Genomic DNA, 24932 nt, shown 5'->3' on the forward strand with positions numbered 1-24932 from the left:
CACGGATCCTGCTGATCCACCCGGACTCACCCCGATAGCCTTTCAAGGCCGATCTGCTTAGAGTGGGGGCTTGCGGTGCAGCAGCGATCGCAGCTACTTTTTGTGCCCACCCGATGAAGATTGCCCTGTCCCTCCGTCTGTTGCCTGCATGCTTCGCCCTGCTGGCGACAGGCTGTGCGTCCACCTCGCATGTCGCGCGTTACCAGCAGCAGGATTGTCCCTCGCTGGCGGCCGAGACCCGCAACGCCCAGCGCCAGCTGGCGGAATACAGCGACTGGATCGTCGACTCCCCCGCCAAGACGCGTGTGGTCGACGCGCCGGGTTTTCTGCTCTGGCCCGCATTTGCCTTTCTGGAAGACCAGCGCGGCCGCGATACGCGCTTCGACGACCTGCGCGATCGTTACCTCGCGCTGGCCGAAGCCAGTGCCAACCGCGCCTGCACGATGGCCTCGCCGCGGCCGGTCGACCAGCACGAGGTGCCGCGCGTATCGTGGCGCAGCGACCAAGGCTGACGCCGACCGCAGACCGCAGACCGCAGACCACAGGCCCGCATCCCCGGTTTTTTGCGATCCGGCTGTTCCTTTGGTGCGGCCGGCGGAACTGTGGTGCGGCCAGCTTCTCACAACACGGGTATGAGGAGCCGTGTGTCGTGTGCTCCACCGATCTGGAGTGATGAAGCCCATGACGAGGTTGTTGATTCCGCCCCTGTTGAACCGAAGAAACTTTGTGTGCGCGGCCGCCGGCCTGCCGGCATGGGCCTGGGCGCAGTCCGATGCCCCGGCGGCGCGCGGCGCGCGCAAGGCAGGCGATGCGAGGGGTGACGGGCCGGAAGGCCTGGAGGCGGTGTTGACGGCGGCCGGGGCGCTCGAACCCCTTCAGGCCGTCGTCGTGTCGCGCCATGGGCAACGGCTCGCCGAGCGGGCCTATGGACGGCGTGCCCTGGCTGCCGCCACCAACATCAAGTCGGCCAGCAAGACGGTGGTGTCGGCGCTGGTGGGTGCGGCGATAGACCGCGGTGTGCTGACAGGAACGGATCAGCGCGTCGCGGCCTTGCTGCCTGGCGATCTGCCGCGCGACCCCGATCCACGGCTGGCCCGGCTCACGGTCGGGCACCTGCTGTCCATGCAGGCGGGCCTGCAGCGGACCTCGGGCCCCCACTACGGTCGCTGGGTGGCCAGCCGAAACTGGGTACGCAGTGCGCTGGCCCAGGATTTCGTCGACGAGCCGGGCGGCGGCATGCTGTATTCGACGGGTTCGACGCACCTGCTCTCGGCGATCCTGACCCGCCGTAGCGGTCGTTCGACCCTGGCGCTGGCGCGGGACTGGCTGGCACCGCTGGGCGGATTTGCCATCGTCGACTGGGAGCGCGATCCCCAAGGCATCTACTTGGGGGGCAACCAGATGGCGATGAGCCCGCGCTCGCTGCTGGCCTTTGGTGAACTGTATGTGCGCGGCGGCCTGACGGCCGACGGCCGGCGGCTGCTGTCGCAGGACTGGATCGAGCAGTCCTGGCGCCCCCGCACCACGTCGGTGTTCAATGGCGACGGTTATGGCTACGGCTGGTTCCTGCGCCGCATGGCAGGGCACGACGTGCGTTATGCCTGGGGCTACGGCGGGCAGATGCTGTACGTGGTGCCGGCGGCCGGGCTGGTGGTGGCCATGACGTCGGATGAGTCTTCGCCATCGGCGCGCACCGGCTACCGCGACCGCCTGCATGCCCTGCTGGAAGAGATCGTGACACGGGCCGCGGGCTGACGCACCGCAAGACCCCGACCCGGCGCCAGCGCACGCCGCATGGCATAGTGCGACCGCAGGCGCGCCGGCAGCAGGCGGCCTCGTACAAGGAGTTGAGATGAGTCACCCCATCGCGGCCGTGCCGCTCGAGAAGGCCTATCGGCTGCTCAATCATGGACCGACGACACTGGTGTCGGCTCGCCACGCGGGCGTCGACGACGTCATGGCCGCATCCTGGGCCTGTGCCCTGGACTTCGCACCGGCCAAGCTGACGGTGGTGCTGGACAAGAGCACGCGCACCCGCCAATTGGTCGAGCGGAGCGGGCGTTTTGTCATCCATGTGCCGACGGTTGCGCAGGTGAGGCTGACGCATCAGGTGGGACACAGCAGTCTGGCGGACGAGCCCGGCAAGCTCCAGCGGTGCGGCGTGACGCTGTTCGACATCGAGGGACAGGATCTGCCTTTCGTGCAGGGCTGCTCGGCCTGGCTGGCCTGCCGGCTGGTGCCGGAGCCGCACAACCAGCAGGCCTATGACCTGTTCATCGGCGAGGTGACCGGAGCCTGGGCGGACAGCCGTGTGTTCTCGGACGGTCACTGGCATTTCGAACAGGCCGATCCCGACCTGCGCAGCCTGCACTACATTGCCGGCGGACGTTTTTATGCGATCGGCGATGCGTTGGATGTGACGCCCTGAACCGGCACCGGGCCGGATGGCGGTGGCGATGCACGGCGAGTCAGGCCGATTGCCTCAGGATCAGCCGGCCACGCAGGGCCAGCGAAGCCGGCTCGCGTTGGCCCAGGATCATCTCGACCAGCACCCGGACCATTTCCCGCATGGGTTGCTCGTAGGTGGTCAGTCCGAACGAGGCCAGCCGGCCCAGCTCGATGCCGTCGTAGCCCACGATGGCCAATTGCCCCGGCACCTGCAGGCCGAATTCGTGACGGGCGACATCGATGGCCCCCAGCGCCAGGACATCGTTCTCGCACACCAGCGCGTCGATGCGCTCGGCCTCGGGGGTCGACCGAAGGTAATGCCTCAGGGCCTTCTGTGCCGCATCCAGTGAATACTGACCCGAGGGTATCTCGACGATGTTGTCGATACCCCGTTTCAGCCAGTGGCTGGCATGGTATTGCTGTCGGCCCACCTGCGTCAAAAGGGGCTTCGGGCCCGACATGAAACCGGGCCGCCGATAGCCCTTGCCAGCCAGGTGGGCGACGATCTCGCCCATGGAGGGTTCGACATCGCAGGACACCGACGGCACGCCGTCGATGGTGCTTTCGCGCGCCAGGACATACAGCGGCGGACTGTCGTCGCGCTGGGTCTGTTGCAAGGTGCTGGCGCGAAACCCCGAGCCGAACATCACGACGGCGTCGACCTGGCGCTGGTCGGCCGTCAGAAAGGCATGCGTATCGTCGAAGGCCTCGCCGATGTGGATGAGCATGGCCATCAGGTTGTTGGCCTGCAATTCGGCCGTCAGCATCTCCAGGGCCAGCAGCTTGTGAGGGTTGGCGAAGTCGTCGACCATCACGGCGACCTGGTGGGTTCTTTTGGTCGACAGGCTGCGCGCCAGCAGATTGGGCCGGTAGCCCAGGCGCTGGGCCACTGCCATGACGCTCTCGCGGCTGTGCGGCGAAATCGACGCGCCGGCCGTGAAGGCCCGAGCCACCGTCCATTTGGAAACGCCGGCTTCGCGTGCGACGTCGCTGGCGGTGGCTTTGCGCGGAGGGGTGGACGTGTGAGTCTTCACGGTGGAGATTGTCTCGGAATCTTTGTTGTGGGGCCCCAGGTGGACCGATGTGCGGCCCAGCCCTGTCGCATCGTGCATGCCGTCAGGGGGGCACGCCGCCGGTTTCTTGCCGACTCGGGCCAGTGTGCGCTGCATTGTGCCAGCAGCCCGATCCGTGGGCTCTGGCTCAGGACCTCGTCGCGATCCGAAGGATGGGCCGGCGCCGCATCGTTGAATGCGTATTTCTGATGTTTCAGTAATATTTGAAATATACGAGTAAAAAATTATAGCAAAACCGGTCAAAATTCATATCGGAAATAACGTCAGTGGCAGTGGGTCTTAAAGGGGGCGAAGAAAACTTGTCCAAATCGAGATGCATACTGCGCCCCGAGATTGCATCCGGGTGCAAAACACCTGGCTGTCATCGAGATGGCGGTTATGGCGTGGGAATCGAGGTTCCGGCGCAGCCGTGCCTAAAACACTTTGGAGGTTGTTGATGAGAGGTTTTTCCTCGACTGTGCTCGCCGTTGTCGGCGGCATTCTGGCCCTGTTGGGCCTGGGGCTGGCAGGCGGTGGCGCCTACCTGCTCACGCTGGGTGGCTCGTGGTTCTATCTGCCGGCCGGCCTGGCCCTCGTCGGCGTGGGTTATGGCCTGTTCAAGCGCCGGGCGTTCGCCTTGCCGCTGGCGCTGGCGCTGCTGGCCGTGAGCGGGATCTGGTCCTTCTGGGAAGTCGGCAGCGACTTCTGGCAGTTGGTGCCGCGTCTGGTGACGTTCATCGTGGTGGCGCTGGTCGCCGCTGCCGGTGCCCCCTGGCTGCTCAAAGCCGACGGCCAGGCTGCGCTGCGTTGCAAGCCCGCCGGCGGTCTCGCCGTGGTGCTGGCCCTGGTGGTGGTCGGCATCTTTGTCGGCATGTTCCAGCCGCATCCCACGGTGGTGGCCGACAGCGATGCCGCCGCGCCGGTGCTCGATGCGCAGGCGGGTGCTGCCGACGGCGACGACTGGACGGCCTATGGCCGCAACACCCATGGCGATCGTTTTGGGCAGTTCGACCAGATCAACAAGGCCAACGTCAAGGACCTGAAGGTGGCGTGGACCTTCCGCACCGGCGATCTCGCGGTCGACGGCAAGGAGTACCAGGGCACGCCCTTGAAGATCGACGACACGCTGTACGTGTGCACGCCGAGCAACCAGGTGTTCGCACTGGATGCGCAGACGGGCGAAAAGAAATGGTCGTACGACCCGCAGGTCAAGAACACCTTCGCCAATGCGCATTGGAAACGTTGCCGGGGCCTGGGCTACTTTGCCGAGCCCGAATCGCAGGCCACGGCCGTGGCCGGTGCCGATCAACAGGCCGCCGCCTGCCGCAAGCGCCTCGTGATGACCACGGTGGACGCCCGCCTGATCGCGCTCGATGCCGCGACCGGCCAACCGTGTGCAGGTTTCGGCGACAACGGGTCTTACGATCTGCTGAAGAACCTGGGCCACGGTGCCGAAGATTCGTATTACCTGACGTCGGCGCCGCTGGTGGCCGGCGATGTCGTCGTGATCGGCGGCAAGCTCAACGACAACCTGCGTGTGGGCGAGGCATCGGGCGTGGTGCGCGGCTTCGACGTGCGGACCGGCCAACTGCTGTGGGCCTGGGATCCGGCACGTCCGAAGGACAGCACGCCGCTGCCCGAGGGCGAGCTCTATGCGCCCGAGTCGCCCAATTTCTGGGGCACGGCTTCGTACGATCCCAAGCTGGGCCTGGCCTACATTCCCACCGGCAACCAGACGCCCGACTTCTGGGCCGGCAACCGCCATGCCTACTCGGACGAGTACAACGATGCCATCGTCGCCATCGACGTCAAGACCGGCGTCGACAAGTGGCACTTCCGCACGGCCAATCGCGATCAGTTCGACTACGACGTCTCGGCCCAGCCCATCCTGTACGACCTGCCCAACAAGGAAGGCGGGACCACGCCCGTGGTGATCGGCCTGACCAAGCGCGGCCAGATCTTCGTGCTGGACCGCCGCGACGGCACACCGGTGTTCGACGTCGAGCAGCGTGCGGTCTCGACCGACGCGGTCGAAGGCATGAACCCCGCACCCACGCAGCCGTACTCGGCCCTGTCCGTGGGCACCGAGCGCTTCAAGGAGTCCGACATGTGGGGCGCGTCGATCTTCGATCAGCTCTACTGCCGCATCCAGTTCAAGGAAATGCGCTGGGAAGGCGAGTTCACGCCTCTGGCCGAAGGCCAGCGCACGCTGATCTATCCGGGCTACTACGGTGGTTTCAACTGGGGCGGCGGCGCAGTCGATGCGTCCACCGGAACGCTGATCGTCAACGACATCCGCATGGCGCAATGGGGCCGTTTCATCAAGCAGGACGAAGCCAAGCGCATCGGGCTGACACCGAGCACCGAAGGCGAGTACTCCGAGCAGGTCGGCACACCCTGGGGCGTGGAGCGTTCGATGTTTGTCTCCCCGCTGGGCGTGCCGTGCTTCAAGCCGCCGTTCGGCAGCATGACGGCCATCGACCTGACCACCGGCAAGACCAAGTGGCAGGTGCCGATGGGCTCGATCGAAGACGCGCCTGTGCGCGGCATCGTGCCGGGCGTGCACATCCCGCTGGGCATGCCCACCATGGGCGGTCCGCTGGTGACGAAGGGGGGTCTGACCTTCTTCCACGGCACCCTGGACTACTACCTGCGTGCGCTGGACAACGACACCGGCCGCGAACTGTGGCGCGGACGTCTGCCGGTCGGTGGCCAGGGCGCGCCCATGACCTACATGGGCAAGGACGGCAAGCAGTACGTCGTCGTCACCGTGGGCGGTGCGACACGCACCGGCACCAACGACAACCGCGGCGACTACATCATCGCCTACGCGCTGCCCTGAGGCGCGTTCGTCGGGGTCCGGCCGTTCCTCTGTGATCGGCACGGTGCCCCGGCGGGCGGGTAGGCGGCGCGATCGACCGCCTGTGGATGGGCCGGTCGTGCCGACAGGCTCTTTCCCCGCCGACTTGTGCGCATCACCGCACCGCCGTTCCAGGCCCTGAACGTTTCTGTTGCAGGGGGTGGAGCGGCGGTGCGTTTTTTTGCTTTCAGGTGTCAGTCCGGCAGCGACTCGATCGGCGAGAAGAACTGCTTGTCGGCATACACGGCCTGCGCGACTTCGATGAACGCCTGCACGCCGGCGGCCTGGGCCGTGTCGGTGTACGAAATGAAACACTGCGCCATGGGCAGCGGCGGATCGGCCTCCAGGATGCGCACCTCGCCCGACTCCACATAAGGGCGCAGCAGCGCATACGGCAGCACCGCGATGGCATGTCCGTGGCGCACCAGATCGAGCATGAGAGCCAGCGAGTTGCACGAATGAAACGTGCGAAACGCGTGGCCACCGGTGCGCAGCCAGTCGTCCACCAGGCTGTGCAGGGTGGTCGGCGCCTTGTGGGTGACGATGGGAAGGTCTGCCAGCATGGCCGGCTGCACCCGGCCTGCGGGAAAGCCGCTGGTCTGCCCCGCGACCCAGCAGAAGCGAATGGCGCCCATGGGCTTGCGTGTCACGTGGGCACTGGTGGTGCCGCCGCTGTGCAGGGCCACATCCAATTCGCGTTTTTCGACTTTTTCAGACAGCACCTTGCCGACATCGACCGTGAGTTCGATGCGCAGGTCGGGGTGTCTGGCCTTCAGCCGGGTGAGTGTCTCTGCCATGCCGACGGTGGCCGACGACTCGTCGGCGCCCAGGCGCAGCACGCCCCGCAGCGGCGATGCGCCCCTGCCCAGCAGTTCCAGATCCTGGCCCGCGCCCAATACACGCTCGGCGTAGGCCAGTGCATTGATGCCCTCGGCCGTGAGTTCGATGCGTTGCTGGCTGCGCCGGAACAGCGCCAGGCCCAGCGTGCCTTCGAGTTCGCGGATCCGCGTGGACACGGCCGGCTGCGTCAGGCTGAGGTGATCGGCTGCGGCATGTGCCGTGCCCAGCTTGGCTGTCCAGTAGAACGCTTCGAGCTGGCGCAGAGTGAATCGGAGCATCGCAAAAAAATTAATCAAGTATGGTCGAAATTACTGACTTGGCGATGTGCGGCGCTGTCCGTAGATTGGCACGTGTCAACGCCTTTTGTTTTGGAGTCTAGCGATGTTTGTCCTCAATCCCCTGCCGCCCGCCATTGCGCCCGACGATCTCGATCTGCTGGTGCAGGCCGAACCGGCCGTGATCGGCCATTTCCGATTCACCGGTTTCATGGACATCGGCATCCGGGCCCATTTCCAGGATAGACGCATTGCCGGAACGGCCATCACCGTGCGCATGCCCGGCATGGACGGCTCGATCGTGCACTACGCCATCGGGCAGGCGCGTGCCGGCGATGTGCTGGTGATCGACCGCTGCGGCGACCGGGCGATTGCCTCGCTCGGCGGCGCAGTGGCCTACGCAGCGCGCTGCGCCGGCGTGGCGGGCATCATCGTCGATGGCGCCGTGACCGACCTCGGCGAACTGCGCGAATACGGCGTGCCGGTGTGGTCGCGGGGCGTCTCGGCCGTGACGGTCAAGACGCTGGGGCTGGGCGGCGAGTTCTGCGTGCCCGTCAGTTGCGGCGGCGTGGCCGTCAACCCCGGCGATGCCGTGCTGGCCGACGAGAACGGTCTGCTGGTCATGCCGCGCGCCGACATCCAGGCCTCGGCCCGGCGTGCCCTGCAGATGCAGCACGACGAGAAGACCACCCTGGCCCGCCTGCGCGCGGGCGAGAAGTATCCCGACATCATGGGCACGACGGCCGTCATCCAGAAAGCGATGGAGGCCCGATGAACGCCGCCGCCCCTTGTTCGAGCCCCGCGCCGTGGCCCAGCCTGGCCGAGCACGCAGCCGACTATCGCCAAGGGCGTACCAGCGCGCTGGCCACCACCCAGGAATGCCTGCGGCGCATCCGGGCACTGGATCCGCACCTGGGCGCATTCGTCGAGGTCTATGAAGACGAGGCCCTGGCGGCCGCCGAAGCCGCCGATGCGATGCTGCAGGCCGGACACTGGCTGGGACCGCTGCACGGCGTGCCCGTTGCCATCAAGGATCTGGTCGATATCGCCGGCAAGGCCACGACCTGGGGCTGCGCTTTCCGGCGCGAAGCGCTTGCGGACGTGTCGGCGCCGCTGGTGCACACGCTGCTGGCCGCAGGTGCCATCATCGTCGGCAAGACCCACCTGGTGCAATTTGCCCTCGGGGCCTGGGGGCTCAACGAGTTCATGGGCACACCGCGCAATCCCTGGGGTGGCGCGCAGCACCTGAGCCCGGGCGGATCGAGCAGCGGTTCGGCCGTGGCGGTGGCTGCCGGCATGGTGCCGCTGGCCATCGGCACCGATACCGGCGGTTCGGTCCGTGTGCCCGCAGCGCTGTGCGGCATCACCGGCCACAAGCCCACGTGGGGCCTGGTCGATGCACGCGGGGTCGCTGCCCTGAGCCCGACGCTCGACAGCGTGGGGGTCTTTGCCACGCGTGCCATCGATGCCCTGGCCCTGATGCAGGTGCTGGCCGAAGGGCAGGCGCTGGGCCGGCCGGGCAGTGCACCCGCCGCACCGCAAGGCGACCCCCTGCAGCCTTTTGCCGGTTTGCGCATGGGCTGCCTGGGTGCTGCCGATCTGCAGGGCGTGGCTCCCGACGTGCTGGATGCCTATGCGTCTGCATTGACGGTCTTCGAACAGGCGGGTGCCCAGGTGGTCGAGACCGCCTTGCCCACCACGTTCGAGGATTTTGCCGAGACCGCCAGCCGCATCATGCTGGCCGAAGGCGCCTTGCTCTATGGCGACCTGGCGCGCGACGAGAGCCTGCCGATCGACCGCACCGTGCGCCCGCGCCTGCTGGCGGGCACCGAGCTGCCGGCCACGGCCTATCTGCAGGCACGGCGTCATCAGGCTTTTCTGAAGGATCGGTTTGCCGCGCAATGCGATCGCCTGGATGTGCTGCTCACGCCCGCCGCACCGACGACGGCCCAGTCGCTGCAGACGCTCGATCCCGCACAGGCGCCGATCCGCTACACCCGCATCTTCAATCTGCTCCAGCGCTGCGGCGTGTCGGTGCCGGCAGGCCTCGATCGCCAGGGTTTGCCCATGGGACTGCAGATCGCGGGCATGCGCCGTGGCGACGCAGACGTGCTTCGCATCGCCGCCGAGTTCCAGAAACTCACGCCTTTTCATGAGGCGCGCTGGCCGGCCTGGGAGACTTGAACCGCACCGCGTGCAGACGTCGTCCGCCCTCTCGACTGTCCTGACCACGGCCTTGCGCCGTGGTCTTTTTTTTGGACACCGGCACCGGGTTCGCTCCGCAACTTGGTGCGCCCGCCGAACCACATCGGGGCAGGGTCGTGAACATGCACCGAATGGGCGATCGAGGCAGGTGGACTGGGCTTCGGTCTCGACGAAACCCGCGGAGAAACGGGCGGAATTTATCAACCGGCAAAAAAATCCATGTCGGGCCTTGGCACGGATGCTGCGCCTTCGCAGGGGAGCGGAGCCGGGACGATTCCGGGCGTTGACGAAGTCCTGGAGCCGCGTTCATTTCATTCTTCTGCGCGCGAGGCTTTTCATGTCTGCATTCCGTTATCTGCTGGCTTTCTGTGTTTTCTGCGTCTGCCCCACGCTGTCCTGGTCGCAGGACTATCCTGTCAAACCCATCCGCCTGGTCGTGCCGTTTCCGCCCGGTGGCAGCGTCGACATGACCGCCCGCATGGTCGGCCAGATGTTGACCGACAAGCTGGGCCAGCCCGTCCTGATCGAGAACCGATCGGGTGCCTCGGGCAATATCGGCATGGATTTCGTCGCCAAATCGGCTCCCGACGGCTACACGCTGCTGATGGCCCCGGCCGCGCTGTCGGCCAACGGCCATCTCTACAGAAAGATCGCGTTCGACCCCCGGACCGCTTTCGCCCCGATCACCCGTGTGGCCGACCAGCCCAATGTGCTCATCGTCAATCCCAGGCTGGGGGTGAAGTCGGTCGAGGAACTCATCGCCCTGGCCCGCCAGAAGCCCGGTGAGCTGACCTACGGTTCGGCAGGGCCGGGCAGCGCGCAGCACATTGCCGCCGAGGTCTTCACCGCGCAGGCCGGCGTGAAGATGCTGCATGTCCCCTACAAGGGCGGCGCACCCGCACTGGCGGATCTGGTGGGCGGACAGATCGATCTGATGTTCGAGACCTCGCCGACGGCCGTGCCTTTCGTGCAGTCAAAAAAACTCGTGGCGCTGGGCGTGACCACTCAGCAGCGCCTGAGCAATCTGCCCGACGTGCCGGCCATCAGCGAAGCGGGCTTGCGCGGCTACGAGTCCTATGCCTGGATCGGCATGGCGGCGCCGGCCGGAACCCCGCCGGCCATCGTGCAGAAACTGAATGCGCTGGTGAGCCAGGCCATTCATGGCGAACTCAATGCCCGGCTCAAGGAGATCAGCCTCATCCCCGTCGGCGACACGACGGCCGATTACGCGTCTTTCCTTGCAAAGGACTATGCGAGTTACGGCGTGATCGTCAAGGAGGCCAAGATCAGCCTCGACTGAAGCGTCCGTCCTCCGTCCCGCCGGAGGACCGCGTCCGGGGCCTTGTCCTACATCGTCTGACCCTTGCGGAGCACGCGGCGCGCTGCCGTTTCCGAGCCCAATACACAGGCTGCCGGCTGGCTGGTCAATGCCTTGTCCGGTGAGCGGCGGTGAATGGACATGCAAGGAGTACGAATGGCAGACAAGCCGGATCCGATGACCCCCGATGGCGAGGTCACCCCCATCTCGACGGACTACAAGGTGGGGCAGGACAACATCGTCATGCAACTGGGCCCCTTCGGCCTCGACATACACAACCGTGTGTTTGCCGTGTCGGCCGTCGCCGTCATCGCGTTCGTGGTGCTCACGCTGGCATTTCAGAATTCGGTCGAGCCGATATTCTCCGGATTGCGAGACTGGCTGACCGGCCATCTCGACTGGTTCTTCATCTCGGTCGGCAACATCTTTGTGCTGCTGTGCGCGGTGCTGGCGATTTCGCCGCTCGGGCGCGTCAGGCTGGGCGGGACCGAAGCCCGTCCCGATTACAACTACGGCAGCTGGTTCGCCATGCTGTTCGCGGCCGGCATGGGCATCGGGCTGATGTTCTACGGCGTCTCCGAGCCGCTGTCGCATTTTGGCACGGCCATGGCCGGCGTGCAGATGGAAGACGGGGTGCGCACCGACTGGGCGCCGCTGGGCGGTGCTGCCGGCGATGCCGCCGCAGCCAGCCGACTGGCCATGGCGGCCACCATCTACCACTGGGCGCTGCATCCCTGGGCGATCTATGCCATTCTGGCGCTGGGGCTGGCCCTGTTCTCTTTCAACAAGGGCCTGCCGCTGACCATCCGCTCGGTCTTCTATCCCTTGCTGGGCGAGCGGGTGTGGGGCTGGCCCGGCCACGTCATCGACATCCTCGCGGTGCTCGCCACGCTGTTCGGGCTGGCCACCTCGCTGGGCCTGGGCGCCGCGCAGGCTGCCGCGGGCCTCAACCATCTGTTCGGCATCTCCATGGGCGAGACCACCCAGATCGTGCTGGTGATCGGCATCACCGCGATCGCCACCGCTTCGGTGCTCTCGGGCCTGGATGCGGGCGTCAAGCTGCTCTCCGAGATCAACATGCTGCTGGCGCTGTTGCTGGTCGTCTTTGTCATCGTGCTGGGCCCGACGCTGGTTCTCCTCACCGGCTTCTTCTCCAATCTGGGCGCCTACCTGGAGTACCTGCCTGCGCTGGCGAATCCCTTCGGTCGCGACGACGCCAACTTTGCCCAGGGCTGGACGGCGTTCTACTGGGCCTGGTGGATCTCTTGGTCGCCCTTCGTCGGCATGTTCATTGCGCGGGTCTCGCGTGGCCGCACGGTGCGCGAGTTCATCGTCTCGGTGCTGATCGTGCCCTCGCTGGCGTGCACCCTGTGGATGACCGTTTTCGGTGGAACCGCCATCCATGAACTGGTCAGCGCCGGCTATCGCGCGGCGGCCGATGCAGAGCTGCCGCTGCAGCTGTTCCTGATGCTCGAGGCGCTGCCCCTGGCGCAGATCACTTCGTTCGTGGGACTCATCCTGGTCGTGCTGTTTTTTGTCACCTCCTCGGATTCCGGTTCGATGGTGATCGACGTGATTTCGGCCGGCGGCAAGATCGAATCGCCCATTCCGCAGCGTGTGTTCTGGTGCACCTTCGAAGGCCTGGTGGCCATTGCCCTGATCCTGGGGGGCGGGCTGGTCGCGCTGCAGGCCATGGCCGTCTCCACCGGCCTGCCGTTCGCGATCCTGCTGCTGGTGGCGACCATCGGCATCGTCAAGGGCCTGGCGTCCGAGCCGCGTCCGCGTTGAGAGAACCGCGGCAGGGATGACGATGCAGGATGAACAGTTCGAGATTCTGGCTTTCCTGGCCAGTCACGAGCCTTTCCGCGAGCTCGACGGGCCCACGCTGCAGCGCCTGGCCGAGTCGGTGGACGTGCGTTATTTCAAGGGCGGCAGCCCGATCGTGGAGTTCGGCCAGGATGCGCAGTTCTGGCATATCGTGCGCAGCGGTGTGGTCGAGGTCTTCAGGCGCGACGGCACGCTCTACAACCGGGTCACCGAAGGCGCTTATTTCGGCGAGTTCGGCCTGCTGCATCGCAAGCGTGTGCGTTTCCCGGCGCGTGCCGCCGAAGACACCTTGCTTTACCTGGTCCCCGAGCCGGTCTTCACCCAACTGTTCGAAACGCATGAACTGTTTGCCGACAAGGTCGAGATCGAGGACCGCACCCGGCTGAGGCAGGCCGTGCTGCGCCAGCAGACCGACAGCGGCCTGCTGTCGGCCGATGTACAGAGCCTGCTCCAGGGCGAAGCCGTCACGATCCCGGAGTCGGCCACGGCCCGCGAAGCCGCGCAGCGCATGACCGAGCACGACGTGTCGTCGCTGCTGGTGGTGCGCCCCGATCCGGATACGGGCCGGCCGGTCCTGGCGGGCATCGTCACCGACCGCGACATCCGCTCGCGGCTGGTGGCCGGCTGCCGGGACATGGACACGCCGGTGGTCCGGATCGCCACGCAGGACGTGATCGCCATCGATCACAACCGGCTGGTGTTCGAGGCCATGATGCTCATGCTGCGTCACAACGTGCACCATCTGCCGGTCCTCGCGAAACGCGAGCCCGTGGGCGTGCTGGCCATGTCCGATATCGTCCGGCTCGAATCCCAGAGCAGCCTGTTCGTGGTGGCCGGCATCAACCGGGCGGCCTCGGTCGAAGAACTGGCGGTGCTGGCCCGCGAGGCACGGGCCAGCTTCGTCAAGATGGTCGAAGGCGATCTCAGTTCGCGCATCGTGGGCAGCACGCTGTCGGCCATCGGCCGGGCGTTCAAGCAACGGTTGCTCGAACTCGCCGAGCAGCGGTTCGGCCCACCGCCGGTGCCTTACTGCTTTCTGGCCCTGGGCTCCATGGCGCGGCAGGAACAGCTCGTCGTGACCGACCAGGACAACGCCCTGATCCTGGACAACAGCTACGACGAGGCGGTTCACGACGCCTACTTCGAACAACTGGCACGGTTTGTCTGCGACGGCCTGGCGCAGTGCGGTTATGCCTACTGCACCGGCGGTGTCATGGCCAGCAACCGCCAGTGGCGCCAGCCCCTGCGGGTGTGGGAAGCGCGGTTTCGCGAATGGATCGAAAACCCCACGCCCGAGTCGCTGCTCCACAGCAACATCTTTTTCGACATCGACGGCGTGGCCGGCCGCACGGAGTGGGCGGACAGCCTGCGGGCCATGGTGGCCCGGCACGCCCGTGCCCATCCGCGCTTTCTGGCCAGCATGGCTCGCAACGCGCTGCTGCGTACACCGCCGCTCGGATTCTTCAAGGATTTTGTGCTGGAGGTGGATGGCCGCCACAGTGCGGCCATCAATCTCAAGCGGCGCGGCACGGCCCCGCTGTCCGACCTCATCCGCGTGCATGCCCTGGGTATCGGCTCGGAGGCCCTCAACTCGTTCGACCGGCTCGACGAAGTGGTCGAAGCCGGCGCATTGCCGCCCGGCCGGGGACCCGCATTGCACGATGCGCTCGAGTTCATCAGCATGGTGCGCATCCGCAACCAGGCCCGCGATCTGAAGGGGGGGCGAGAGCCCGACAACAGCATCGAGCCCGACCAGCTCTCCGAGTTCGAACGCAAGAGCCTGCGGGATGCCTTCACCATCCTCAGCCATGCCCAGGACTACCTGAAGTTCCGTTTCCAGTCCGCCCGGGGGCCGGAGCGGCCGCGCTGATGCTGCACAGCGGCCTCTTGCGCGGTCCCGGCGGAACGCCCCCCGCCGAGGGCTCCCGCGCGCTCGATTGGCCCCTGGGCATGCGGCAACTGCTGGCGGCGACCCGCGACCCGCGGCTGCAGGCCTATTACCGTGCAGGCGCGCCCGAAGGCAGCACGCCGCTGCACGAGGCGCCGCTCATGGCGCTGGACGTCGAGACCACGGGGCTCGATCCGGAACGCGACGGCATTCTCAGCATCGGCCTCGTCCCGATGTCGCTCTCGCGCATCCGTTCCAGTCAGGCACGCCACTGGCTGCTCAAGCCGAGGCTGCCGCTGAGCAGCGCCTCGGTGGCTTTCCATGGCATCACCCATGCCCACATCCGCCACGCCCCCGACTTGCTCGATGTGCTCGAAGAGGTGCTGGGCATGATGGCCGGCCATGTCATGGTGGTCCATTGCCGCGAGATCGAGCGGCAGTTCCTGCGTGCCGCCGTGTCGTCGCGTGTGGGGGAGGGCGTCCAGTTTCCGGTCATCGACACCATGGCGCTCGAGGCCCGCCTGCACCGTCAGCCGCAGCCCTGGCAGTGGTTGCCCCGCTGGCTGCACCGGCCTGCGCCTCCCGTGTCGATCCGGCTGGCCGCCAGCCGCGACCGCTACGGCTTGCCGCGTTATCGCCTGCACCATGCCTTGACCGATGCGCTGGCCACTGCCGAACTGCTGCAGGCCCAGGTCGCCCACCGGTTCACGCCCGACACGCCGCTCTCGGCACTCTGGTCCTGAAACGCCGGCTCAACGGCGTCGCAGCAGCATCTGGCTCACCAGTGCGCGCAGCGCCGGCGGGCGGACCGGCTTGACCAGAATGCCCCAGCCGCGCTCGCCGGCCAGTTCGAGCAATGCCTCGGTACGCTGCGCCGCGATCAGCACCACGGCGGTGGATTGTCCCCAGCGTTGCGTGAGACGGTCGTAGCGGGCCAGGCTTTCGGTGGCATCGCCATGCACCTCGAGCAACACCATGTGCGGTGCCTGGCCCGGAACCGCCGCGGCGAGGGCCGCATCGGCGCTGCCGGTCCACGGCACGGTGCCGCCCCACCGTTCGAGCAAGCCGCCCAGCGTGGCGCACAACGGGATGTCGTCTGCAATGCACCAACTGCTGTGGCCGCGTAGCGGTGTGTCGGTGTCTGCGGCCGCAGGTTCGGGCGCGGGCAGGAGGGCGGCCGGTGTCTCTTCCAGCGCCGCCGCCTGCCCGATGGGCACGGCGACCCAGAACGTGCTGCCGCGCCCCAGTTGAGACGAGACCCCGATGGGGTGTCCGAGCAGGCGGCCGACCCGTTCGACGATCGCCAGGCCCAGGCCGGCGCCCCGGTCGTCGCCGTGACCTTCGTCGAGGCGGCGGAACTCCTCGAAGATCTCGCCCAGCAGGCTCTCGGGAATGCCGGGGCCCTGATCGTGGACTTCGATGCGCAGGGTGTCGCCGTGGCGCCGGCAACCGAACAGGATGCGGCCCTGCCGGGTGTAGCGCACCGCGTTCGAGAGGTAGTTCTGCAGGATGCGGCGCAGCAGGGCCTCGTCGCTGCGCACGACGAGCGGCGAGGCCCGCCCCCGCAACTGCAGGCCGTGACTGGCCGCCAGCATGCCGAATTCGCGCAGCAGCGTCTCCATGAGGGGCGCCAGCGCGAAGTCGCGGATGTGCACCGGCAACTGGCCGGATTCCATGCGCGAGATATCGAGCAGGCTGCTCAGAATGTCGTCCTGCGCCGACAGCGCATGGTGGATGTGGTCGGCGTAGGCGCGGCCGGTGTCGTCGGTCAGATGGCCGCGCAGTCCGGAGAGGTACATGCGGGCGGCGTTGAGGGGCTGGAGCAGATCGTGCACGGCGGCGCTCACGAAGCGCGTCTTGTAGTGATTGGCCTTTTCCGCCTGACGCCGCGCCAGGTCGAGGTCGCGGGTGCGCTCGGCAATGCGGTGCTCCAGCGCATCGGCCAGCGAACGCAATTCACGCGCCGCATTCTTGTAGCTGGTGATGTCGGCATAGCTGGTGACGAAGCCGCCGTCGGGCAGCGGGTTGCCCCGGATCTCCAGCACCGTGCCGTCCTCTTTTTCGCTTTCGCGCAAGTGCGGTTTGCCGCTGCGCAGATGATTGAGGCGGCGCTGGATCGCTTCTTCGACCGGCCCCGGACCGAGCAGTCCGCGTCGTGCGTTGTAGCGGAACAGATCCTCGATCGGCAGGCCGACCCGGATGAGTCCCGGCGGAAACCGGAACAGCTCGAGGTAACGTTTGTTCCAGGCCGTCAGCCGCAGTTCGGCGTCGATGACCACCACGCCCTGGGGCAGGTGGGCGAGGTTGCGGCTGAGCCCGCTGTCGGCTGCGCTGGCCGCCTGGACGATGCCGTCCTGCGCCGTTCGCAGTTCCTGCGCGTGCTGCTGCAGCACGGTCTCGAGTTCCTGCCGGCTGCGCTGGCGCAATGCGGACAGGCGGCGGTGCTGCCGGCCGTACAGCACCAGCAGCGACAGGGCCAGCCAGATGCCGGCAGCCGCGAGTCCGGCGGCCCGGCCGGCGGCTGTCGATGCCTGGGTGTCGTGCAGCAGGTGCACGGTCCAGCCCTTGTCGCTCAGGAACTGGGTGTGCCACAGCACCGCACCCTTCACGGCCGGATCGAGCACCCGCGTCATCGTGCCGCCGGTTTCCAGCCGTTCGAGCGGTTCGTAGCGGGCCGCGAGCAGGGGCTGGTCGGCGTATTGCCGGCTGGCCCGCAATTCCCGGCGCTGCGCCTCGCTCAGCGAGTCGAGCACGCGGTAGTGCCATTCCTTGCGGCTGGCGAGGAACACCACGCCATGCGTGTCGGACACCAGCACGACGTCCGGGGTCTCCAGCCAGTCGCGTTCGAGTGCGGTCAGGATGATCTTGATCACGATGATGCCCATCACGTGTCCCTGCGGATCCTCGATGGCCTGCGACAGGAAATAGCCCGGCTCGCCCGTGGTCAGCCCGATGCCGTAGAAATCGCCCCTGCCACGGGCCAGGGCCTGCTGCACATAGGGGCGAAAGCTGTAGTTCACGCCCACATTGCTGCGGGGATCGCGCCAGTTGCTGGCGGCCAGGGCCGTGCCCTGCGCATCGATCAGCGTCAGCGTGGACGACTGGCTGGCGCCGTTGGCCTGCTCGAGCTTGGCGTTGAGCCGGGTCACGTCGTCGGCGAGCAAGGGGCGGGAAACCGCATCGCGCAATTCGGTGTCCAGCGCCAGCAGTTGCGGCAGCGTGTTGTAGCGGTCGATGCGCTGTTGCAGCGACTGCGTGTACAGATCGAGCTGGCGCCGCACGCTGTCGCTTTCGACCTGCAGGGAGCCGTTGTGCGCCAGGTGCGAGGCGGCCAAGGCCGCGAGCGCCATGCCACCCAGAATGGCCACCACGGTCCAGAGCGGGTTGGGGCGTTGCAACAGATTCATGGGCTGGAAAGGGGGGCTAGGGAAAACCACGAGAGGGGCGCCGGGCAGAGCCGCCGGAGGGCATTCGATTTCCGATTATGGCTAACGTAAGCCCTTGTATTTGAAAGGATTGTTCGAAGGGCGATCGTGCGCCGCGCGGTTCGGGGTGCGGCCGTGCCCATCGGCGTCTACTACCAATGAGCTATCTGCCATTGTCGGCACTGGCAGTTACAAACGGCCCGTCAGCGCCGCATCGTCGCGCTATCTTATTGATTAAAAAGTCAGGAGCCAACGCATGCATGCGATTTCTGCCGACACCGCGGCCCCCGCGCGTCTTCCGTTCTACCGCCAGCTCTACTTCCAGGTGGTGGTCGCCATCGTTCTGGGCGTGCTTCTGGGACATTTCGAACCCGCGTTCGCCGCTCAGCTCAAGCCCCTGGGCGACGCCTTCATCAAGCTGGTGAAGATGATCATCGCACCGGTGATCTTCCTGACCATCGTCACCGGCATCGCCGGCATGACGCACCTGCGCACGGTGGGCCGGGTGTTCGCCAAGTCCATGGCGTACTTCCTGTTCTTCTCCACCCTGGCGCTGGTCGTCGGCATGATCGTCGCGCACGTGGTCCAGCCCGGCGCCGGCATGAACATCAATCCGGCCGATCTCGACCAGGGCGCCGTGAAGACCTATGTCGCCAAGTCGCATGAGCTGAGCCTCATCGGCTTCGCCATGGACATCATCCCCAACACGATGATGAGCGCCTTCGTCGACGGCAACATCCTGCAGGTGCTGTTCATCGCCGTGCTGTTCGGCATCTCGCTGGCACTGGCCGGTGAAAAAGGCCAGATGGTCGCGAGCTTTCTCGAGTCGCTGACGGCGCCGGTCTTCAAGCTGGTGCACATCCTCATGAAGGCCGCCCCGATCGGCGCCTTCGGTGCCATCGCCTTCACCATCGGCAAGTACGGCGTGGCCTCGCTGATCAACCTGGCCTGGCTGGTGGGCAGCTTCTACATCACGTCGCTGCTGTTCGTGGTGGTGATCCTGGGTCTGGTCGCCCGCCTGTGCGGCTTCTCGGTGTTCAAGCTGGCCCGCTACCTCAAGGCCGAGCTGCTGCTGGTGCTGGGCACGTCCTCGTCGGAATCGGCCCTGCCGTCGCTGATGGAGAAGATGGAACGCGCCGGCTGCAAGAAGTCGGTGGTGGGCCTGGTCGTTCCGACCGGCTACTCCTTCAACCTCGACGGCACCAACATCTACATGACGCTGGCCGCGCTGTTCATCGCGCAGGCGACCAACACCGAGCTGACGCTGTGGCACCAGATCACGCTGCTGCTGGTGGCGATGCTCAGCTCCAAGGGCGCTGCGGGTGTGACCGGCGCCGGCTTCATCACCCTGGCTGCCACGCTGGCCGTGGTGCCCGAAGTGCCGGTGGCCGGCATGGCGCTGATCCTCGGTGTCGACCGCTTCATGAGCGAATGCCGTTCGCTCACCAACTTCATGGGCAACGCCGTCGCGACGGTGGTGGTCGCCCGTTGGGAAAACGCGCTCGACTACAAGCAGCTCAACGCCGCACTCGACTCGGACGGCAGCGTGGCTGTCCAGCCCGCACGCAGCGCTGCCGACGAACTGCTGGTTCCGGGCACCAAACAAGCCTGATCGGCCGCCGGGGCCGCACATCGAGGCTCCATGCCTCGGCCGCGCCCCTCTCGATCGCCAGCCGCTCCGGGAAACCGGCGCGGATTTTTCAATTGGAGAGGTCGCGGCTCTCGGGCTCCAGGCTCTTGACCAGCACGGCGGCCTGCGTCCGGCTGTAGCAATTGAGCTTTTTCAGAATGGCGGTGATGTGCACTTTCACCGTGTTTTCGGCCAGATCCAGCTCATGGGCGATCTGCTTGTTGAGCAGGCCGTCGGCCAGACACAGCAAGACCTTGAACTGCTGCGGCGTGAGCTGCGCGAGCTTTTCCGCGAGTTCTTCGTCTTCCTTCGACGACGCCACCGTGATCGGCGGAAACCAGCTGCCGCCTTCCAGCACCTGGGCGATCGCATCGTGGATCAGCGCAGGCGGCGAGGCCTTGGGGATGAATGCGGCGGCGCCGAATTGCCGGGCCCGCTGGATCACCCGCGGCTGGTCGTTGGACGAGATCACGATCACCGGCACATCGGGGTGTTTGCCGCGGATGCGCAGCAAGGCCGAAAAACCCTTGGTGCCCGGCATGGTGAGGTCCAGCAGTACGAGGTCGACCTGCGGCGTGCCTTCCAGTCCCGCATCGAGGGACGAGGCGCTGGCGGCCTCCACGATACGCAGGTCGGCGAACGACTCCCTCAGCACCTGGATCACCGCCGCGCGGAACAGGGGATGGTCGTCGGCAACTAGAAACGTCAGCTCAATCTTGGTGCTCATGCGGGATCTGCGAGGATGTTTGCTCGGATCGTGGCGGGCCGGGATCACGGAGGGAAAGTCCGCACACGGCTGCATGCGGGGGAGCCGTATGGTAGTCCATCGCGGATGCGGTACGAAAGGGCCTGCGCGCCGACCGCTGCCTGGTGCACACGTGTCCCGTGGGGCCGCACGGTCTGCGCCTGCGGGGTAAAATCCGCACTGCTCCGGGGTGCACGCCAGTGCTGAGATTCAAACCCGTGAACTTGATCCGGTTCGTACCGGCGGAAGAAGAGCTTGGACTTGCCCGACGCGGCCGCACGACGGAGCGCGGCGGGGCAGGTGGCATTCGGAGCATCATTTCTCAGGTCATGAAAGATGCCCATGGATACGCTTGCTTCCCCGGTCGCCGAGATCCTCGACTTCATCGCACAAGAGAGCTGCACCGACGCGCAGTTCGATCGGCTCGCACTGCGGCTGTTCGCCTATCAGTATGCGGCCAGCGGCGCCTACCGCAGCTTTTGCCAGCGCCGCGGCGCGACACCGCGCCAGGTCAAGTCGTGGCACGACATCCCGGCCGTGCCCATCGACGCCTTCAAGGCCCTCGAGCTGCGCTGCGAACCGTCGTCGCCGGCCGAGCGGGTGTTCATGACCAGCGGCACCACGCGAGCCGACAACCGGGGGCGGCATTTCCACCCGCGGCTCGATGTGTACGACCTGTCCATGACCCTTAATTTCGCGCAGCGTTTCATGAAGGGGGCGGCGCACCTGCCCATGGGCATTCTGTTCCCGGATGAAGAGGCCCTGCCGAATTCGTCGCTGGCGCATTACCTGTCGCTGGCGAAGTCGACGTTCGGCAGCAGCGGCAGCCGTCATTTCATGACGCCGCAGGGCCTGGACCTGCCCGGCCTGCTCGCCACGCTGGAAGACGCCGAACGCCAGGGCCAGCCGTATGCCCTGCTGGGCGCGAGTTACAGCTTCGTGCATCTGGTCGATGCCCTGCGCCAGCAGGGACGGCGTTTTTTGCTGCCGCCCGGAAGCCGGATCCTGGACACCGGCGGCTACAAGGGCCAGTCGCGGGAGTTGCCGCTCGAGTCCTTCTACGCCGACCTGTCGCAGGCCCTGGGCGTGCCGCGCAGCGACTGCATCAACATGTACGGCATGACCGAACTGAGCACGCAGTTCTACGACGACGGCAATGCCGCCGTGCCGTCGGTCAAGTCGGGGCCTCACTGGATCCGTTCGCGCCTGATCGATCCAGCGACCGGCCGCACCGTCGCACCGGGTGCGCGGGGTCTCCTCGTGCATTGCGACCTGGGCAACTTCAACTCGGTCACGAGCATCCTGACGGAAGACATCGGCCAGGCCGTGGCGGGCGGTTTCCTGCTGCTCGGCCGTGCGCAGGGTGTCGAGGCCAAGGGGTGTTCGCTGGCCGTCGAGGAGTTCATGCGGGCCGCGGCGGCATGACCGCGACCCGGGTCGAAGCCGGTTATCTGCCCGGACTGCCGAGCGCCGAGGTCGACTGGCAGGTGCTGCATTTCGAGCAGCAGGGCCGGCGGCTGGAGGTCGCCGTGCCGGTGCTGTCGGCATCGCAGATGGCCGCACTGGCCGCGCGTGTGCGGCGCGCCAGCGCCCTGCACCTCAAGACGATGACGGTGTCGCAGATCGTCGCCGTCGTCGACCGTGCCGTGGGACGGCTGCTCGACCCCGGCGATCCCTTGCGCCGGCAGGCCGACACCTGGCTGCCCGTGGTCACCGGTTACGACGCCGAGATGGTGAGGCTGGGCCTCAATGCCTTGCTCAAGACCTTCCGTGCACCGCAGCTCGACCGGTTCGTGGCCGAAGACTTTGCCAACCCCAAGGTTCTCGACGGCTTTCAGCCCACACCCAAGGGCGGTGCCGTGCGGGCCTTCGGCCCCGATCTGCTGGTGCACAGCTGGGCAGGCAACGTCCCCGCACTCGCGGTCTGGAGCCTGGTGTGCGGATTGCTGGTCAAGGCCGGCAACATCGGCAAGGTGCCCAGCGCCGAGCCGCTGTTTGCCGGCTGGTTCGCCCGCCTGCTGGCCGACGTCCACCCGCCGCTGGCCGACTGCCTGGCCGTGGTCTGGTGGCGCGGCGCGGGCGATGCCGGGGCCTCGGCGCTCTACGCCCAGGCCGATACCGTGCTGGCCTATGGCGGCAACGAGGCGCTGGATGCCATCCGCAGCCGCCTGCCGGTCACGACCCGTTTCCTGCCCCACGGCCACAAGCTCGGGCTGGGCCTGATCGGTACGGCCGCGCTCGACAGCCTGAAAGCCCCCGCAATGGCGAGGCAGGCCGCCTGGGATGTCATGCGCTACGACCAGCAGGGCTGCTATTCGCCCCATGTGTTCTATGTGGCGCGCGGCGGTGCCGTGTCGCCGCGTGCGTTCGCGGGTTACCTGGCGGGCGAACTGGCCAACCTGGAGCGGCGTTTTCCACGCCGTGCGCTCGGCCTCGAGGAGTCCGCAGCCGTGGCCCGGTGGCATCACGCCATGGAATGGAAGGCCCTGTCCGCACCGGCCGATGGCACGCCCGATACCCTGATCGGCCCATCCGGATCGGCGTGGCACGTCGCGTACAGCGACACGCTGCAGCCGCTGTCTCCCACGGCCCTGCAGCGCACGATCCAGGTGGTCGGTGTCGACTCGCTCGACGCGGTGATCCCGATGGTGGCCGGCCACAGCCGTTTCCTGCAGACGGCAGGGGTGGCGGCATCGCCCGAGGAGCTCTTTGCGCTGGCCGATGCGCTGGGCGCTGCCGGTGTCACGCGCATCAGCGCCATCGGTTCGATGAGTTCACCGGAAGCCGGCTGGCACCACGACGGCCGTTTTAATCTGCTCGACCTCGTCCGCATGACCGAGATCGAGCGCTCTGCAGAATCGGCGGCCGAGCCGCTGGCGCCTTATGCAGACTAGGCGGCAGACCGACATGGCCTTTCTCGACATGCAGGGTGTGGTCTACACCTATCCGGGCCGGCCGCCGGTGGTCGACGGTGTCGACTGGCGCATCGACGCCGGCGAGGTGCATTGCCTGGTCGGCCGCAGCGGCTGCGGCAAGAGCACCCTGCTCAAACTGGCGGCGGGGCTGATGCAGCCTCGGTCCGGCCGCATCCTGATGCGCGGCGAGCCGGTGCGAGCACCCGGCCCGCAACTGGGATTCGTGTTCCAGGCGCCGACCCTGCTGGAGTGGGCGCGCGTGATCGACAACGTGCTGCTGCCGGTGTCCCTGCAGCGGCGGCCGCGCGCCGACGACATCGACCGCGCGCTCGAACTGCTGGCCCTGCTCGGGCTGGCCGACCGTGCCCGCCATTACCCGCGCCAGCTCTCGGGCGGGCAGCAAAGCCGGGTTGCCCTGGCACGGGCCCTGATCCTCGAGCCGCCGCTGCTGCTGCTCGACGAGCCGTTCGCCGCGCTGGACGCCATCACCCGGGGCGAGCTGCAGGACGACTTGCTGCGCATGTGCCGGCTGCGCCGGACCACGGTGCTGTTCGTCACCCACGACATCACCGAGGCCGTCTACCTGGGCGACCACATCGTGGTGATGCAGCGCGGGCGGCTGCTCGACACGCTGCGCATCACGCTCGATGCACCGCGTTCGCAGGCCATGCGCCATGGCGCCGAGTTCAACCGCTACTGCGCGCGGGTACGCGCGGCACTCGACGGAGACACCGCATGACGACGCCATCCTGGCGAGCCTCTCTGGTGCCCTGGGCGGTGTTCCTGATCCTGTTCGTGGTGTGGGAATGGGCCGTGGCGTGGTCCGGCATTTCCGCGCTGGTGCTGCCTGCCCCTTCGGCGGTGATGAAGTCGCTGTGGGCTGCCATGAGCAGCGGGTACCTGTGGCCGCATGTGCGCGCCACGCTGCTGGAGCTTCTGCTGGGCCTCGCGGGCGGCGGCGCGATGGGCCTGGCCATGGGCATCGTGCTGGCCGAATCGCCGCTGCTCGAGCGCTTGCTCAGGCCGTGCGTGGTGGTCAGCCAGGTCGTCCCCAAGCTGGCCCTGGCGCCGCTGTTCGTGATGTGGTTCGGCTTCGGCATGACCTCGACGGTGGTCATCACGGCGCTCATCTGCTTTTTCCCGCTGATGGAAAACACGTTGACCGGCCTGAGGCAGGTCGATGCACAACGCCTGCAGCTTTTCCGCATGCTGGGCGCCACGCGCTGGCAGACCCTGCGGCGCCTGAAGGTGCCGGCCGCGCTGCCCGGCATTCTGGCCGGTCTGCGCGTGGCCGTGGTGCTGGCGCTGGTCGGCGCCGTCGTCGGCGAGTTCATCGGCGCCAGCCAGGGGCTGGGCGCGGTGATCATCGCCACCCAGGGCATGATGGACACCGCGCTGATGTTTGCCGTGCTGACGGTGATCGCGGTGATCGGATTGCTGCTCTACCAAATCACGCTCGCCATCGAAAAATGGCTTTTGCGCTCTTACACCGACAGCCCATGAA

19 protein-coding genes and 1 riboswitch are annotated in these 24932 nt (G+C 66.9%); of the genes, 15 read left to right on the top strand and 4 right to left on the bottom strand.

The window, feature by feature from the left end; genetic code table 11:
• Positions 1 to 113: 113 nt before the first annotated feature.
• The 3 genes from EC845_RS09965 (at position 114) to EC845_RS09975 (ending at position 2428) form a co-directional block, all read left to right on the top strand.
• On the top strand, positions 114 to 512 hold the full coding sequence (locus tag EC845_RS09965; protein ID WP_123297698.1) for a hypothetical protein: 399 nt from the start codon (positions 114 to 116) through the stop codon (positions 510 to 512).
• Between the two features lie 196 nt (positions 513 to 708).
• Positions 709 to 1755 (top strand): serine hydrolase, encoded by a 1047-nt coding sequence (locus EC845_RS09970; protein WP_199739763.1) that lies wholly within the window; start codon positions 709 to 711, stop codon positions 1753 to 1755.
• Positions 1756 to 1852: 97 nt separating this feature from the next.
• Positions 1853 to 2428, top strand: a complete 576-nt coding sequence (locus EC845_RS09975; protein WP_123297700.1) for a flavin reductase family protein — start codon at positions 1853 to 1855, stop codon at positions 2426 to 2428.
• A 40-nt stretch (positions 2429 to 2468) separates the two neighbouring features.
• Here EC845_RS09975 and EC845_RS09980 read toward each other — a convergent pair whose 3' ends face one another.
• Entirely contained in the window at positions 2469 to 3482 is a 1014-nt protein-coding gene (locus EC845_RS09980) for a LacI family DNA-binding transcriptional regulator (protein WP_199739764.1), read from the bottom strand.
• Positions 3483 to 3957: 475 nt separating this feature from the next.
• On the opposite strand from EC845_RS09980, the gene EC845_RS09985 reads away from it, so the two are divergent.
• Positions 3958 to 6342, top strand: coding sequence for a membrane-bound PQQ-dependent dehydrogenase, glucose/quinate/shikimate family (locus EC845_RS09985; protein WP_123297704.1), 2385 nt, complete (start codon positions 3958 to 3960; stop codon positions 6340 to 6342).
• Between the two features lie 212 nt (positions 6343 to 6554).
• On the opposite strand, the gene EC845_RS09990 is transcribed toward EC845_RS09985, so the two are convergent.
• Complete coding sequence (locus EC845_RS09990; protein WP_123297706.1) at positions 6555 to 7478, bottom strand: LysR family transcriptional regulator; 924 nt, start codon at positions 7476 to 7478, stop codon at positions 6555 to 6557.
• Between the two features lie 103 nt (positions 7479 to 7581).
• On the opposite strand from EC845_RS09990, the gene EC845_RS09995 reads away from it, so the two are divergent.
• The 6 genes from EC845_RS09995 (at position 7582) to EC845_RS10020 (ending at position 15456) form a co-directional block, all read left to right on the top strand.
• Positions 7582 to 8250, top strand: coding sequence for an RraA family protein (locus EC845_RS09995; protein ID WP_123297708.1), 669 nt, complete (start codon positions 7582 to 7584; stop codon positions 8248 to 8250).
• Positions 8247 to 9659 (top strand): amidase, encoded by a 1413-nt coding sequence (locus tag EC845_RS10000; RefSeq protein ID WP_123297710.1) that lies wholly within the window; start codon positions 8247 to 8249, stop codon positions 9657 to 9659. Before EC845_RS09995 ends, EC845_RS10000 begins: the two co-directional genes overlap by 4 nt.
• Before the next feature lie 358 nt (positions 9660 to 10017).
• On the top strand, positions 10018 to 10980 hold the full coding sequence (locus EC845_RS10005) for a tripartite tricarboxylate transporter substrate binding protein (protein WP_123297712.1): 963 nt from the start codon (positions 10018 to 10020) through the stop codon (positions 10978 to 10980).
• 174 nt (positions 10981 to 11154) lie between these two features.
• Positions 11155 to 12786, top strand: a complete 1632-nt coding sequence (locus EC845_RS10010) for a BCCT family transporter (protein WP_123297714.1) — start codon at positions 11155 to 11157, stop codon at positions 12784 to 12786.
• Between the two features lie 16 nt (positions 12787 to 12802).
• Positions 12803 to 14695, top strand: a complete 1893-nt coding sequence (locus EC845_RS10015; protein WP_233598005.1) for a DUF294 nucleotidyltransferase-like domain-containing protein — start codon at positions 12803 to 12805, stop codon at positions 14693 to 14695.
• The gene (locus EC845_RS10020) at positions 14695 to 15456 is read left to right on the top strand and encodes a 3'-5' exonuclease (protein ID WP_123297716.1); all 762 of its coding nucleotides are present in this window, start codon (positions 14695 to 14697) and stop codon (positions 15454 to 15456) included. Before EC845_RS10015 ends, EC845_RS10020 begins: the two co-directional genes overlap by 1 nt.
• A gap of 9 nt (positions 15457 to 15465) precedes the next feature.
• Here the strand turns inward: EC845_RS10020 and EC845_RS10025 are convergent, their stop codons facing one another.
• A complete protein-coding gene (locus EC845_RS10025) occupies positions 15466 to 18120 on the bottom strand; it encodes a PAS-domain containing protein (RefSeq protein WP_123297718.1) in 2655 nt (884 codons plus the stop codon).
• A gap of 274 nt (positions 18121 to 18394) precedes the next feature.
• On the opposite strand from EC845_RS10025, the gene EC845_RS10030 reads away from it, so the two are divergent.
• On the top strand, positions 18395 to 19750 hold the full coding sequence (locus tag EC845_RS10030) for a dicarboxylate/amino acid:cation symporter (protein WP_123297720.1): 1356 nt from the start codon (positions 18395 to 18397) through the stop codon (positions 19748 to 19750).
• 88 nt (positions 19751 to 19838) lie between these two features.
• On the opposite strand, the gene EC845_RS10035 is transcribed toward EC845_RS10030, so the two are convergent.
• Positions 19839 to 20495, bottom strand: coding sequence for a response regulator transcription factor (locus EC845_RS10035; protein WP_123297723.1), 657 nt, complete (start codon positions 20493 to 20495; stop codon positions 19839 to 19841).
• Positions 20496 to 20689: 194 nt separating this feature from the next.
• Positions 20690 to 20781, top strand: a riboswitch (TPP riboswitch).
• 74 nt (positions 20782 to 20855) lie between these two features.
• Between EC845_RS10035 and EC845_RS10040 the strand changes: the two genes are divergently transcribed.
• The 4 genes from EC845_RS10040 to EC845_RS10055 are packed head-to-tail and all read left to right on the top strand — an operon-like array spanning position 20856 to position 24931.
• Positions 20856 to 21938 (top strand): long-chain fatty acid--CoA ligase, encoded by a 1083-nt coding sequence (locus EC845_RS10040; RefSeq protein WP_123297724.1) that lies wholly within the window; start codon positions 20856 to 20858, stop codon positions 21936 to 21938.
• Positions 21935 to 23407: an acyl-CoA reductase gene (locus EC845_RS10045; protein WP_123297726.1), complete on the top strand. Its 1473-nt coding sequence runs from the start codon at positions 21935 to 21937 to the stop codon at positions 23405 to 23407. The genes EC845_RS10040 and EC845_RS10045 overlap by 4 nt, the downstream gene beginning before the upstream one ends.
• A gap of 13 nt (positions 23408 to 23420) precedes the next feature.
• Entirely contained in the window at positions 23421 to 24167 is a 747-nt protein-coding gene (locus EC845_RS10050) for an ABC transporter ATP-binding protein (protein WP_123297728.1), read from the top strand.
• Complete coding sequence (locus EC845_RS10055) at positions 24164 to 24931, top strand: ABC transporter permease (protein WP_123297730.1); 768 nt, start codon at positions 24164 to 24166, stop codon at positions 24929 to 24931. The genes EC845_RS10050 and EC845_RS10055 overlap by 4 nt, the downstream gene beginning before the upstream one ends.
• Position 24932 lies beyond the last annotated feature (1 nt).

The organism is Comamonas sp. BIGb0124 (genome assembly GCF_003752175.1).
In the GTDB taxonomy this organism is placed as follows: domain Bacteria; phylum Pseudomonadota; class Gammaproteobacteria; order Burkholderiales; family Burkholderiaceae_C; genus Comamonas_F.

Coding starts and splice junctions, on each gene's coding strand:
- EC845_RS09965 (WP_123297698.1), top strand. CDS start 114: ATGAAGATTGCCCTGTCCCTCCGTCTGTTGCCTGCATGCTTCGCCCTG.
- EC845_RS09975 (WP_123297700.1), top strand. CDS start 1,853: ATGAGTCACCCCATCGCGGCCGTGCCGCTCGAGAAGGCCTATCGGCTG.
- EC845_RS10015 (WP_233598005.1), top strand. CDS start 12,803: ATGACGATGCAGGATGAACAGTTCGAGATTCTGGCTTTCCTGGCCAGT.
- EC845_RS10020 (WP_123297716.1), top strand. CDS start 14,695: ATGCTGCACAGCGGCCTCTTGCGCGGTCCCGGCGGAACGCCCCCCGCC.
- EC845_RS10040 (WP_123297724.1), top strand. CDS start 20,856: ATGGATACGCTTGCTTCCCCGGTCGCCGAGATCCTCGACTTCATCGCA.
- EC845_RS10000 (WP_123297710.1), top strand. CDS start 8,247: ATGAACGCCGCCGCCCCTTGTTCGAGCCCCGCGCCGTGGCCCAGCCTG.
- EC845_RS10010 (WP_123297714.1), top strand. CDS start 11,155: ATGGCAGACAAGCCGGATCCGATGACCCCCGATGGCGAGGTCACCCCC.
- EC845_RS10045 (WP_123297726.1), top strand. CDS start 21,935: ATGACCGCGACCCGGGTCGAAGCCGGTTATCTGCCCGGACTGCCGAGC.
- EC845_RS10050 (WP_123297728.1), top strand. CDS start 23,421: ATGGCCTTTCTCGACATGCAGGGTGTGGTCTACACCTATCCGGGCCGG.
- EC845_RS10035 (WP_123297723.1), bottom strand. CDS start 20,495: ATGAGCACCAAGATTGAGCTGACGTTTCTAGTTGCCGACGACCATCCC.
- EC845_RS09985 (WP_123297704.1), top strand. CDS start 3,958: ATGAGAGGTTTTTCCTCGACTGTGCTCGCCGTTGTCGGCGGCATTCTG.
- EC845_RS09995 (WP_123297708.1), top strand. CDS start 7,582: ATGTTTGTCCTCAATCCCCTGCCGCCCGCCATTGCGCCCGACGATCTC.
- EC845_RS10030 (WP_123297720.1), top strand. CDS start 18,395: ATGCATGCGATTTCTGCCGACACCGCGGCCCCCGCGCGTCTTCCGTTC.
- EC845_RS10055 (WP_123297730.1), top strand. CDS start 24,164: ATGACGACGCCATCCTGGCGAGCCTCTCTGGTGCCCTGGGCGGTGTTC.
- EC845_RS10005 (WP_123297712.1), top strand. CDS start 10,018: ATGTCTGCATTCCGTTATCTGCTGGCTTTCTGTGTTTTCTGCGTCTGC.
- EC845_RS10025 (WP_123297718.1), bottom strand. CDS start 18,120: ATGAATCTGTTGCAACGCCCCAACCCGCTCTGGACCGTGGTGGCCATT.
- EC845_RS09990 (WP_123297706.1), bottom strand. CDS start 7,478: ATGCTCCGATTCACTCTGCGCCAGCTCGAAGCGTTCTACTGGACAGCC.